Source organism: Acinetobacter sp. Lyrl_1 (assembly GCF_051948795.1).
Lineage (GTDB): Bacteria > Pseudomonadota > Gammaproteobacteria > Pseudomonadales > Moraxellaceae > Acinetobacter > Acinetobacter towneri.
This window is the reverse complement of sequence record NZ_JAYJLK010000031.1, coordinates 1-12,642: the sequence shown is the minus strand read 5'-3', so window position 1 is coordinate 12,642 and position 12,642 is coordinate 1. Positions and strand designations below refer to the sequence as shown.

The window sequence follows — 12,642 nt, the reverse complement described above, 5'->3', positions numbered from 1 at the left end:
ACGTAGTAAGAAAAGACAATGACTTATGTCACATGCACAAAAGTGATCGGGCAAGAATTTATGTCATCAAATGTTACAATTTCATAACTGCTTGGATCGCTCTGAACATTGCGTAATAACTGATTATTTAAGGCATGTCCTGATTTATAACCATCAAACTTGGCAATAATTTGATGTCCAAGCAAGTACAAATCCCCCACAGCATCTAAAATTTTATGCCGTACAAACTCGTCCGAGAAGCGCAAACCTTCTTCATTGACCACGCCTGTATCATCTACCCCAATGGCATTATCTAAACTCGCACCCAAAGCCAAATTATTGGCTTTTAAATAGTCCAAATCTTTCATAAAGCCAAAAGTACGTGCGCCACTGACTTCATAGACAAAGGTTTCTGTAGAAAAATCGATGGTGGCAGACTGATATTCTTTTTTAAAGGCAGGATGATCAAAGTCGATGGTGAAATTGAGCTGAAAACCTTCATGCGGACTGAACACCGCACGTTTATCGTCAATTAAAGCTTCTACAGGTTTTAAAATTTTGATGAACTTTTTCGCAGCATCCTGTTCTTTTAAACCACCCTGCATCAACAAATAAATAAAAGGCCCTGCACTGCCGTCCATAATGGGCACTTCAGAGGCAGACACTTCAATAATCAAGTTATCAATGCCCAACCCTGCAATTGCACTCATAACATGCTCAATAGTGCCAACTTTGGCATTATCCTGAACCAAATTCGAGCACATAAATGCTTCTTGAATCAGCATGGCATCGGCTGGAATATCGACAGGCGGATTTAAATCGATACGACGAAACACAATTCCCCCATCGGCATGATGCGGCACAAAGTTGATCAATACTTTTTGACCACTGTGCAGACCAATACCGCTCGCCTTGACGACACGTTGTAGGGTACGTTGTTTCAGCATGTTCTCAATTCATCTAAATTTTAAAACCGCTATACGTTAGCATATTTAGCCATTGATAAAAAACAAAAAAGGCAGTTTAAAACTGCCTTTTCCCGATCACACAATGAAATTGAGGATCTTGGCTTATTTACGCTGCTGATTTTTCAAATAGTCTTGAATACTCATTGGCGTTGGACGCGCAGAGCCTGATGTTGTTGTCGCACTAATTGCAGGCGCAGTTTCTGCCTGCTGACGCTGAATTGCAGGCACATCATCTTCTTCTACTGCCGCTGTTGGTGCTGCAGAAGTGGTTTGTGTCACGGTGCGTTTTGCAGGCTCTGGTGTATCGCCTGTGTTACGCGCTAAACCAGTAGCAATAACAGTCACGCTAATTTCGTCACGCGCTTCAGGATCAAATACCGTACCGTAGAATACTTGGGTTTGTTCGGTATCTGAAAGTTGATGAATCACGTCCATGATCTCTTCGATTTCACCGAAGGTCACATCATCACCACCCGTTACGTTAATCAACAAGCCTTTGGCATTGGCAATGGTTACGCTATCGAGCAATGGGCTACGAATCGCTTGTTCAGCCGCTTGACGCGCACGGTTTTCACCACGACCTGAACCAACACCCATCATCGCATAACCGCGCGTACTCATCGCAGTTTTCAAGTCAGCAAAGTCTAGGTTGATGTGACCTGGACGTACCACCAAATCAAAAATACTGCGTACACCGTTCAACAAAACGTCATCGGCTTTTTTATACGCATCTTTCATTGAAATGTCGCGGTAAACTTTCATTAAACGCTGGTTTGGAATAATGATTAAAGAGTCTACATGCTGTTCTAATGCCGCAATCCCTTTTTCCGCAGAAAGTAAGCGACGCTTACCCTCAAAGTTAAATGGCGTAGTCACCACACCAACAGTCAAAATGCCCATTTCTTTGGCAATTTCAGCCACAACTGGCGCAGCACCTGTACCTGTACCACCGCCCATCCCTGCAGTCACAAACACCATGTCTGTGCCTTCAAGTTGCTGACAGATCAGCTCGCGGCTTTCTTCCGCTGCAGTTTGACCCACTTGAGGATCACCGCCCGCGCCTAAACCACGTGTGCTTTGCTCACCTAGCTGGATTTTGAATTGCGAATTCATGCGATCCAATGCTTGTTTGTCCGTATTGGCACAAACAAATTTTACACCCTGAATATCCGACTCAAGCATGTGCTGCACAGCGTTACCACCTGCACCACCCACACCAAACACAGTGAAACGGGCTTGACCGTTGCTATCGGTTTGATCATCTATAAATTCAAATGAGGCCATGACCTTTAGATTTCCTAATACGTTATTGGCAGTCACTTAAGCCCGTATACTGCCTTGATCTTCATAAAAATTATTTTTAAGAATGCTGTTCAACTTCTGGCTTGTCAAGTACCAGTGATGATCCGTACAACTTCCTAACAATATTCCCAAAAAACTCAACTAAAAAATAGATTTTAACTTTTCGTTCAAGCCAGACCATGCCCGTCCGACACGCCCCCAAACCGATAAGGTTTCAGGGTCTTCATGTTCTACAATCGTGTCTTGAGTATAGTTTTGACTATAAAGCAATAAGCCTGAAGCTGTTGCATATTGTGAACGGCGTAAGGCGGCCTGATGCGGTTCATCGGCATAAACTTGTGAAGGATGATTCCCCAAGTGTGCCGAAACACCCAACATACGACGTACCAAGCTGATCATGCCTTCAATTTGTGAGGCATCACCCGCCAAAACCACACCATGATATAAACCATGAATGGCACCGCTCTTTTCGAGTTCCTGACGAATTTGTGCAAAAATTTCTTCATAACGCGCAATAATAATTTCCGCCAGTTCAATACGGCTAATGGTTTGCGGCCCATCAATGCCCTGAATCTGAATCATGTGATCAGGTTTGACCACTTTCATATCTACACAGCCATACAATAGCTTAATCCGTTCAGCTTCTTCAGTTGTGGTTTGTAACACCGCTGCAATATCGCGGGTGACATGCTCACCACCACGCTGCAAAGTGTGTGCCAAGGCCAAACGTCCATCTAAATAAACTGCAATACTGGTCGTACCTGCGCCAATATCTACCAGACACACACCGTATTCTTTTTCATCTTTAAGCAGACTGGCTTCTGCAGTGGCTAAATTTGACACCACCATTTTTTCGACACCAATATTGGCACCTTTTAAAGCACGGTCTAAATTCTGCATGGTGCTAATAGGCAACATCATCAATTGATAATGCCCCGTCATGCTATGTGCTGACATACGAATTGGGTTTTGTACCCATTCACCCGAATCATCTAAATCGAAACCGAGTGGTACTGCACTCACCAAATAATGGTCTGAGGTGAGGTGACTGGCTTTGGCCAAGTCCAAGGCGCGTACCACTTCACTGGTGGTAATGGTGTGATCACTACTTTCAATAGGTGTGCGACCTGAAGCATAAAAGCTTTTTAGCTCTGCACTAGGAATAGAAATCCATGCCGAATGCACACGGCATTCCGCCATATCTTCCGCTTCTTGCACGGCATTTTTAATTGCAGTAATCACTTTATCGAGACTGACAATTTTTCCTTTACTCATGCCTCGATTACGTGCGGTGGCCATACCAATGACTTGGATATTGTCTGGCGCATGGACCTTAGCAATCAAAACTGAAACTTTGTGCGTCCCAATGTCAATCGCAACAACCGAGGGAACAGCTTCACTCATTTATTCACTACCATTACCAGTATGTTTAATTTATGGCTTAATGCCTCTATTTTTTTAAAGCCCAATATTATGGCTTTGCTCTTATTCCCTCTGCAATGCTTGTGTCATCAATCGTTACAACAAAGTGACCATTTGCAATTTTTGGCGGAATTGAGTTTTTCCATTGAATGGCTAAACCATTGCGATAACGCAAATCGATGGCGGATATTTTAGACCATACAGGTTTCAAATCACTTTGTGCAAGATGCCCCAAGCGCTGCAGCTTACTCATGGTTTGATCTTTATCTACAATAACACGTAGACCTGAATCAAACTGCATAAACCACGTCATACGTTCTGTTAAATATAGTTCTTTTAAACGATCGTTGACGGGTAAGAATAATTGGTTAATTTCATTATAACGACGCATCATCATTTTAGATTGATGCGTTGGCCCGTGTAATAACGGTAAATGTTGATTATTTTGTGGCGTGACCTCGGTAAAGACTTCACCGCTGTCACTGAGCAAACGACCTGTCCCCCAACGTGCAATTGGATGACGCGGCATAACCCGCACACGAATAGCATTCGGCCACGCACGTGAAACCACCACTCGATCTACCCAAGACAACTCCAAAGCGGTATCGCGGATTTGCTCTAGGTCAGAGGTGAAATAGTTCTTGGTCATTACAGGGTTCACATGCGTCATCACTTGGCGGTGTTCCGCATCTGAACGTGTACCCACTACATCTAGCTTGGCAATTTGTGCATCGGTCATGACTTTGTATAGCCCGTACGCACCCACTGCCAACACGAGCACCGCAACGCACAGCATTACCCAACCGCCAAAATGAATCAGCTTTTCTTTGGCTGTTGGCGGTTTGTCATGAATCGAGGTAATCGCTGCCCGTTTACGGCGCAAGGATGCAGGAAGTTGAGCCATATTTAGTGTGCTTCACCTGTAAGGGTTTGTGCCAAAATTGCCACACACAGCTCATCAAAACTATAGCCGACTGCATTTGCCGCTTTCGGAACTAAAGAGTGGCTGGTCATTCCCGGCACGGTATTCACTTCCAATAGCCAGAAATTGCCGTTCTCATCTTGCATGGCATCAATACGACCCCAGCCACTTGCACCCACGGCTTGGAAGGCACGTAATGCCAAAGCCTGTAACTGTTGCTCTTCGGCAGTGCTTAAACCACACGGAATACCGTATTGCACATCATTACGTTGATATTTGGCTTCATAATCATAGAACGCCACATCTTTCGGTGGTTCTAAACGAATAATCGGTAAAGCCTGACCATTTAACAGCACGATGGTAAATTCACGTCCTGTAATCCATTTTTCAGCCATAACAATAGCGTCATGTGCAGTTGCTTTCGCTACAGCATCGGCAAAGTCTTCTACTTTTTCGACTTTGCTCATGCCAATACTTGAACCTTCATGTACAGGCTTGATGATGAGTGGTAAACCCAATTCGGCAACCACGTCTTCAATATTGGAATCTTTGCTAACAATACGATATGGCGCAGTTGGCAAGTCAGAACCTTGCCAAATTTGCTTGGTCTTCACTTTGTCCATGCCAATGGCTGAACCTTGCACGCCCGTACCCGTGTATGGAATATTCAACCATTCCAAAACACCTTGAATTTGACCATCTTCACCACCGCGCCCGTGTAACACAATAAAGGCACGATCATAATTGACCAATTCGGTCACGCTACGTGTTTGTGGATCAAATGCTTCTGCATTGACCCCAGAACGTAGCAGTGCTTCGAGTACTGCTTGACCGCTGTCTAGAGAAACCTCACGCTCAGCAGATTTTCCACCCAATAACACGGCAACTTTGCCGAACTTTGAAGCATTTGACACGTTTATATCCTTAAACTTTAAACTGGTCGATCAAATTCAAACATCACAGGTTGTGATTATTTTAAATATAAATGGTTTTGTGCAAGCTCGATTGAAATCGCCCCCACATTACCTGCACCTTGGGTCAATAACAAGTCATTGGCCTGTAACACTTGTTTCACAATATTCGGTAGGTTGCCGTCATTTGGATCGACCAAAATTGGCTCAACCTGACCACGCAAACGAATACTGCGTGCCAAAGTACGGCTATCTGCGCCAACAATTGGTTTTTCACCCGCAGGATAAACATCGAGCAATAACAATTGATCGACTTGTGACAACACTTCCACAAAGTCATCAAAACAGTCACGGGTGCGACTAAAACGGTGTGGTTGGAACAACATCACCAAACGGCGATCAGGATGACTTTGACGCGCAGCTTTAATGGTGGCTTCCACTTCTTTCGGGTGATGTCCGTAGTCATCTACCAATTTCACATTGCCGTCTGCTACCTCAAACTCACCTTGTACTTGGAAACGACGACCGACACCGCTAAAGCCTTCTAAAGCACGGCAAATTGCACCATCAGAAACGCCTTCATCGGTGGCAATTCCAATTGCAGCCAAGGCATTCAATACGTTATGCAGCCCCGGTTGATTCACCGTCACGCGTAACGGTTCGCGGTCTTTACGCAGTACAGTAAAGTGTGTGCGCATACCGTCTTGATCGACATCAATGGCACGAATATCGTTGTCTTCATTAAAACCATAGGTCAATACAGGGCGCCCGATACGCGGCATGATTTCACGAATATTGGCATCATCACCACACACCACAGCCAAACCGTAGAATGGCAGTTTGTGCAAAAATTGAATAAAGGTATCTTTTAAGGTATCGAAACTACCACCATAGGTGTCCATGTGGTCGGCATCAATATTGGTCACCACAGCCGCCATTGGCTCTAGGAATAAGAACGATGCATCAGATTCATCGGCTTCTGCCACGATATAACGGCTCGCACCCAATGCTGCATTGACCCCAGTACGGTTTAGCAAACCACCAATCACATAGGTTGGATCCATGTTTTCTTCGGCCAACATACAGGTGATTAAACTGGTAGTGGTGGTTTTACCATGTGTACCCGCGACTGCAATACCATGACGGTAACGCATCAACTCGCCCAGCATTTCAGCACGACGCACCACAGGAATACGGGTGTCAATTGCTGTTTTAATTTCTGGGTTTTCTGGGTCAATTGCAGTAGACACCACCAACACATTGGCGCCTTTAATATTCTCTGCCGCATGCCCAATATAAACCTTGATGCCGTTTTCTTCTAATTGCGCTGTGGTTTTTGAGGCTTTGATGTCTGAACCCGATACTTTATAGCCCTGGTTTTTCAAGACTTCGGCAATACCACACATCCCCGCGCCACCAATACCCACAAAATGAATGTGTTTGATACGGCGCATTTCAGGCACTTTGATTAATTTTTTCGCTTGATCAGCGGGTGTAGATGGAGACATATTTTACTCGAACAATGCTTGAATAAGACGAACCACGTGCTGAGTTGCATCTGGCTGTGCCTGCTGACGGGCTTTGACCGCCATTTCAGACAACAATTGACGATTCATTAACGGGGTTAATAATGTTGTTAAACTTTCGGGAGTCATACTGGCTTGCGGACAGATTTTTGCTGCACCCAAATCGGCTAAAAATTTGGCATTGGCAGTTTGGTGATCATCCACCGCACTAGGCAATGGTACAAATACTGCTGCAACACCTGCAGTCGCGACCTCGGTTACCGTGAGTGCGCCCGCACGACAAATAATTAAATCGGCATCACTATAGGCTTTGGCCATATCTTCAATAAAAGGCTGTACCTCAACCTGTAAATGGTCAGGCTTGTGTGCATAACGTGCCTGCGTCGCTTCGGCATGGTTTTGCCCACATTGATGATAAACATCTAAAGCGACATTTAGTTGCTTTAACGCTTCAGGTACACATTCATTTAAGGCTTGTGCACCTAGTGAACCACCCACAATTAAAATACGAATTGGCAAGCCTGCTTTTTCACGTTCCTGATAGCGCCATGCAGGGCTTAAGGTCGCAGTGATTTCTTCACGAACAGGGTTGCCTGTGGTGACAATTTTGTCACTGTTTGGAAAGGTATTTGGGAAAGCCTGACACACGGTTTTTGCCACACGTGACAATTGAGTGTTGGTAAAACCCGCGACTGCATTTTGCTCGTGAATCAGCACAGGGATACCCAAAGCACGTGCTGCCAAGCCACCCGGCCCTGCCACATAACCACCAAAACCTGCAACAGCATCAACTTTTAATTGCTTCATGTAACGCACAGCACTGAGCGTTGCGCCTAAAATTTTAAATGGTGCAGCCAGTTTACGGATCAAACCGTTGCCACGTACACCTTGAATATTAATTTGGTAAATTGGGATATTATGATTTTTAAGCAGACGATTTTCCATGCCCGTTGGGGTCGCCAACCATGACACTTGAATCCCTTGTTGCTGTAATTGTTTTGCGACGGCCAAAGCGGGAAAAACATGTCCACCTGTACCTGCGGCCATCATCATGACATGTTTAGGCTGTTGTTGCTGTGCGTCAGTCACGGTTTAATTCTTCAACTCAAAATAAGGCAAATAAAAATCTTGTATAAGCTATCAATTGTAATCACAAACGCATGGGCTTGAAAGGTTATTTACTTTTTTTCACCAAGTGCTTGATTGTTTTTTTCTACAGATTTTCAAGTTTAAACTAGTTTTATTATTAATCTACGGAAAATGTTAAGTTTTATTCAATTTTACCTGCTTTGATTGATCTATTTTGCAAAGTGTTTAAGTTGTTTTTTGTATCCACGTCTCTAAAAACAAGGCCGCTTTCAAATAGAAAACGGCTTTTGTATTGATACAGTGAGCATAAAGCCCAAACTTAGTTGGGACGACCTGCTTCAAGTACGGTAAATAAATCATCGGCAATGGATGTACCAAACTGTGCATCAATTTCACGAATACACGTTGGACTGGTCACGTTGATTTCAGTGACATAGTTGCCAATCACATCTAATCCGACAAAAACCAAGCCTTTTTCACGTAAAAATGGCCCGACTTTGGCGGCAATGGCTTTGTCATTTTCAGTCAATGGACGTGCTTCGCCTAAACCACCTGCAGCTAAGTTGCCACGCACTTCGCCATTTTGTGGAATTCGTGCCAAACAATAAGGCACAGGCTCACCATTAACCATGAGGATGCGTTTATCACCCTCTACAATTTCTGGAATATAGCGCTGCGCCATGATTGGCTGAGTGCCGTTGTTGGTCAGAATTTCAATGGTTGAGCCAATATTGACCCCATCTTGGTACAAACGGAAAATTCCCATGCCGCCCATGCCATCGAGCGGTTTAACGATTACATCACCATGTTGCTGAATAAATTCACGAATCAGGCTTTGTTGTGAAGTGACCAATGTCGGAACTTGTAGTTCTGGGAATTGAGTCGCAAACAGCTTTTCATTACAGTCACGCAGGCTTTGCGGCTTGTTGATGATCCATGCGCCTTCGCGTTCAGCTTGCTCTAAAATATATGTGGTATAAACGAAATTCATGTCAAAAGGCGGGTCTTTACGCATGAGAATGACATCGTAATCGGCTAAGGATTCTTTGTGTTTTTCGCCCAATTCGTAATAATGGTTATAGTCTTCAAAGACTTTAAGCGGAGCAATCAGACCAAATGCCTTGCCCTGATCAATATATAAGTCTTGCTGTAATGCATAGCCCAAGGTATGCCCACGACGTGACGCAGCCCATAGCATTGCCATGGTGGAATCTTTTTTGAGATTGACTGTTTCAATAGGGTCCATCACCACAAGTACGCGCATATTTCGGTGCTCTTTTGAAGAATTGAATAAGCAAAAGTATAGCGGAGTTTGGCTTTGGTTTTGCTGCAATTTTCGTAACGCTTTATCCACGATCATCATGCACTTAGGAGTATGCGATGCAACAAGCGATTATTGATTTTCATTTAGATGAAGAAAATGATTGGGTCGCAGATTTGGCCTGCGGTCATGGGCAGCATGTGCGGCATAATCCACCGTGGCAAAACCGCCCGTGGGTAATCACAGAGCAAGGGCGCAAGGAAAAGTTGGGGGTGATGCTGGAGTGTAAGAAGTGTGAGGAGGAGACTGAGTGAATACGCTTAGGGAGACTGTAAATAAAACTGTGTAAACGCTTAAACTATCCCTCAACGCTGTTGGGGGCAACACAGGTGTTTACCATGAAAGATGAAGCAATGCTGGCATTGGCAAAAGAATTTGCCAAGAACTTAAAAACAGAAGCTGACCTGAATAATTTCAGTAAAGCTCTAAAGAAACTCACCGTTGAAACTGCACTCAATGCTGAACTGACTGAACATTTAGGCTATGAGAAGAATAGTCCTCGTATAGGCAAAAATACACGTAATGGCTATACAACCAAACGGCTATTTACTGATGATGGTGAATTTGAACTAGACACGCCTAGAGATCGTGATGGCACTTTTGAGCCCCAGCTGATTAAGAAGAGTCAAACCCGTATCACACAAATGGATAGCCAAATCCTATCCCTATACGCCAAAGGCATGACGACACGAGATATTGTTGCTACATTCAAGGAAATGTACGATGCGGACGTCTCCCCAACGCTTATTTCCAAAGTGACGGATGCAGTTAAAGAACAAGTAATAGAATGGCAAAATCGACCATTGGATGCCCTTTATCCTATTGTCTATATGGATTGTATCGTCGTGAAAGTGCGTCAAGATAGTACGATTATTAACAAAGCGGTGTATCTAGCATTAGGTGTCAATACAGACGGACAGAAAGACTTATTAGGTATGTGGATGTCAGAAAACGAAGGTTCTAAATTTTGGCTCTCAGTCCTTACAGAACTGAAAAATCGTGGTTTAAAGGATATTCTGATTGCCTGCGTAGATGGACTGAAAGGCTTTCCTGATGCGATCAATACAATTTACCCTGATACGCATATTCAGTTGTGTATCATCCACATGGTACGCAACAATCTTAAATATGTGAGTTGGAAAGACTACAAAGCTGTCACAGCCGATTTAAAAAAGATATATCAAGCTGTTACAGAAGACGCAGCCTTACAGGCTTTAGATGAATTTGGACAAAAATGGGATGAGAAGTATCCTCAAATCAGCAAGTCATGGCTTGCCAACTGGTCGAATCTAAACACGTTCTTCGCTTACTCTATGGATATTCGCAAAGCGATTTACACGACGAATGCGATTGAATCATTGAACAGCGTTATCCGCCATGCAACCAAGAAAAAAAATCTTCCCAACTGATGATTCCGTGAAAAAGGTGGTATATTTAGCAATTATGGCAGCAAGCAAAAAATGGACGATGCCTATTCAGAATTGGAAAGCTGCTATGAATCGCTTTAGTATCATGTTTGAAGAGCGTGTAACCAAGTATTTTTAAAACTGTATTTACACAGAATTATTTATCCCCTCCGCTTAGATACTCAGTGTTATTCATACCCCAAATGTCTCCTTTTAAGTCGTGCGTGTATAGCATTCTTCGCTGCCATTAAAGGGCGATCTGGTCTCATCCATGGAACTCGAGAACTTGTGGTGCATTGCACTATGTTGTCGTGTATGACGTTAAAGATTCTGTTCGTATTTTAAGAATTTTGCATACATCACAACAGTAGGGTTAGGTTGATGTATTTACGCACTCCTGAAAACCAATACAACAAAGATCACTGGTAACTAGCGATCTGTTCAATCGCCAACTCATAAGAACTTTCAAACTGATATTTCAGCGTTTTATCTTGAGTAGAATGAATAAAATCTTCCATTTTTTGTCTATATTCTTCATGTCCTGCCTTATACATCGCGAGTAAGTACCCCCACTCACCATATAAATATTCAGAGTCATTTTTAGGAGTGACTTTCAATGTCTTTTCCAGCAATGACGCTACTTGGGCATAACATTTTTCATATTCATTTTTAGGCTTTTTAGCGTAATAGCTCAACTCACATTGAGTCAGTAAACGTGCTTCGCTAAACCTAGTTTTTAACATTTTACTATTTAAATCATAAGCTTCTTTATACATGGCTGTGGCTAAGTAAATCTGCATTTGCAACTTTTCTCGCTCGGAATCATTCTTAATTTTGCTTATTTCAGACAAACTATCTTTCATTACCTTATTCGCATGTTCTCTTTCCCTAAAATTCAAATTATGAATCGTATCTTTATATTTTTTTATAATAGATTGATCTTCTGCAGAAAGACTCTGGGCAGCTTCACTATCTTGAGTGAGTTCAACTTCACCATGATGTGTATTATGTCCATTAGATGAGCAGGCAGTGCTTCCGAATATCAAGAAGGCTGTTAAAAAAATAAGAAAATTCTTCATCTAACTTCCCTTGCTGCGGAATTTAAAGTAAAGCTGTGGGTTGTAAAACTGGGTATCGGGGTAACAACTCCACCGCTAAACGTCAATACATATCCAAGATCTAATTCAACCCTCAATAGGAGTAAATCAGGCTCAGGCAAGGTAATGTTACAGAAACCTACTGGTTCTTTTCCTCGCTCAATACTCCAAACCCCACCATCAGACTTCAATTCTTGTATTTTTAATAATTCAGATTTTCTATTTTTTTCTTTATAGAGTCTTAGAGTTGCATAAGGAGTGATTTTATTTGCATCATGTTTTACAACTGGCGGGTGATATGAAACTGTTATAAACAGATTCTTTTTCTTTAAAATAGATGTAACGATAAAATCACATGCTCCTGAAACTATTTGTAAAACACTCCCAAATAGCCCTTTTTTATCTTCATCGTATGGAGGAATTCCTGTTTTAAATTTTACATAATCGGTTTTATTAAACTCAATATAATAGTTCTCATACTTCCTCTTATTTGTAAAACTATTTATTAAATTCTGTTGAGCACTTATAGGCAGAGTTTGCTCAGTTTGAGGATTAGAAACTATATGATAATTAGCATTACTCCCACCAACAACATGCGACTGTTGCGGCTGAATAATAGCACCGCATGTTAATTTATCCCCGACATAAGCAACTGGCTTACCATCAAAGATAATATGGTCATGGCTTTTAATCACTGAA

The 12,642-nt window shown here is 42.7% G+C and carries 11 protein-coding genes and 1 pseudogene; 2 read left to right on the top strand and 10 right to left on the bottom strand.

Annotation, left to right across the window (positions count from 1 at the left end; translation table 11 throughout):
* Positions 1 to 23: 23 nt before the first annotated feature.
* The 8 genes from lpxC to gshB all read right to left on the bottom strand — a co-directional run bounded on the left by lpxC (position 24) and on the right by gshB (position 9,383).
* On the bottom strand, positions 24 to 926 hold the full coding sequence (lpxC, locus tag VF675_RS10120) for a UDP-3-O-acyl-N-acetylglucosamine deacetylase (RefSeq protein WP_004974240.1): 903 nt from the start codon (positions 924 to 926) through the stop codon (positions 24 to 26).
* Positions 927 to 1,049: 123 nt separating this feature from the next.
* Entirely contained in the window at positions 1,050 to 2,231 is a 1,182-nt protein-coding gene (gene ftsZ, locus VF675_RS10115) for a cell division protein FtsZ (RefSeq protein WP_004974238.1), read from the bottom strand.
* A 159-nt stretch (positions 2,232 to 2,390) separates the two neighbouring features.
* On the bottom strand, positions 2,391 to 3,653 hold the full coding sequence (gene ftsA / locus VF675_RS10110) for a cell division protein FtsA (protein ID WP_004974236.1): 1,263 nt from the start codon (positions 3,651 to 3,653) through the stop codon (positions 2,391 to 2,393).
* A gap of 67 nt (positions 3,654 to 3,720) precedes the next feature.
* Positions 3,721 to 4,575, bottom strand: a complete 855-nt coding sequence (locus VF675_RS10105) for a cell division protein FtsQ/DivIB (RefSeq protein WP_004974235.1) — start codon at positions 4,573 to 4,575, stop codon at positions 3,721 to 3,723.
* Between the two features lie 2 nt (positions 4,576 to 4,577).
* Entirely contained in the window at positions 4,578 to 5,507 is a 930-nt protein-coding gene (locus VF675_RS10100; RefSeq protein ID WP_004974232.1) for a D-alanine--D-alanine ligase, read from the bottom strand.
* A gap of 56 nt (positions 5,508 to 5,563) precedes the next feature.
* Positions 5,564 to 7,012: a UDP-N-acetylmuramate--L-alanine ligase gene (gene murC / locus VF675_RS10095; protein ID WP_179990852.1), complete on the bottom strand. Its 1,449-nt coding sequence runs from the start codon at positions 7,010 to 7,012 to the stop codon at positions 5,564 to 5,566.
* A gap of 3 nt (positions 7,013 to 7,015) precedes the next feature.
* Positions 7,016 to 8,119: an undecaprenyldiphospho-muramoylpentapeptide beta-N-acetylglucosaminyltransferase gene (gene murG, locus VF675_RS10090; protein WP_440205169.1), complete on the bottom strand. Its 1,104-nt coding sequence runs from the start codon at positions 8,117 to 8,119 to the stop codon at positions 7,016 to 7,018.
* A gap of 319 nt (positions 8,120 to 8,438) precedes the next feature.
* Positions 8,439 to 9,383, bottom strand: a complete 945-nt coding sequence (gene gshB, locus VF675_RS10085) for a glutathione synthase (protein ID WP_440205168.1) — start codon at positions 9,381 to 9,383, stop codon at positions 8,439 to 8,441.
* Between the two features lie 116 nt (positions 9,384 to 9,499).
* Between gshB and VF675_RS10080 the strand changes: the two genes are divergently transcribed.
* Both VF675_RS10080 and VF675_RS10075 read left to right on the top strand, forming a co-directional pair.
* The gene (locus VF675_RS10080) at positions 9,500 to 9,694 is read left to right on the top strand and encodes a DUF3565 domain-containing protein (protein ID WP_167846407.1); all 195 of its coding nucleotides are present in this window, start codon (positions 9,500 to 9,502) and stop codon (positions 9,692 to 9,694) included.
* A gap of 84 nt (positions 9,695 to 9,778) precedes the next feature.
* Positions 9,779 to 10,985: pseudogene (locus tag VF675_RS10075) on the top strand (IS256 family transposase).
* A 280-nt stretch (positions 10,986 to 11,265) separates the two neighbouring features.
* On the opposite strand, the gene VF675_RS10070 reads toward VF675_RS10075, so the two are convergent.
* Both VF675_RS10070 and VF675_RS10065 read right to left on the bottom strand, forming a co-directional pair.
* Positions 11,266 to 11,925, bottom strand: a complete 660-nt coding sequence (locus VF675_RS10070; protein ID WP_179996563.1) for a hypothetical protein — start codon at positions 11,923 to 11,925, stop codon at positions 11,266 to 11,268.
* Positions 11,922 to 12,642: PAAR domain-containing protein (locus VF675_RS10065; protein WP_440205167.1), on the bottom strand; the 721-nt coding region annotated here is incomplete at its 5' end. The genes VF675_RS10065 and VF675_RS10070, both read right to left, overlap by 4 nt.

Coding starts and splice junctions, on each gene's coding strand:
- lpxC (WP_004974240.1), bottom strand. CDS start 926: ATGCTGAAACAACGTACCCTACAACGTGTCGTCAAGGCGAGCGGTATT.
- ftsZ (WP_004974238.1), bottom strand. CDS start 2,231: ATGGCCTCATTTGAATTTATAGATGATCAAACCGATAGCAACGGTCAA.
- ftsA (WP_004974236.1), bottom strand. CDS start 3,653: ATGAGTGAAGCTGTTCCCTCGGTTGTTGCGATTGACATTGGGACGCAC.
- VF675_RS10105 (WP_004974235.1), bottom strand. CDS start 4,575: ATGGCTCAACTTCCTGCATCCTTGCGCCGTAAACGGGCAGCGATTACC.
- murC (WP_179990852.1), bottom strand. CDS start 7,012: ATGTCTCCATCTACACCCGCTGATCAAGCGAAAAAATTAATCAAAGTG.
- gshB (WP_440205168.1), bottom strand. CDS start 9,383: ATGCGCGTACTTGTGGTGATGGACCCTATTGAAACAGTCAATCTCAAA.
- VF675_RS10080 (WP_167846407.1), top strand. CDS start 9,500: ATGCAACAAGCGATTATTGATTTTCATTTAGATGAAGAAAATGATTGG.
- VF675_RS10070 (WP_179996563.1), bottom strand. CDS start 11,925: ATGAAGAATTTTCTTATTTTTTTAACAGCCTTCTTGATATTCGGAAGC.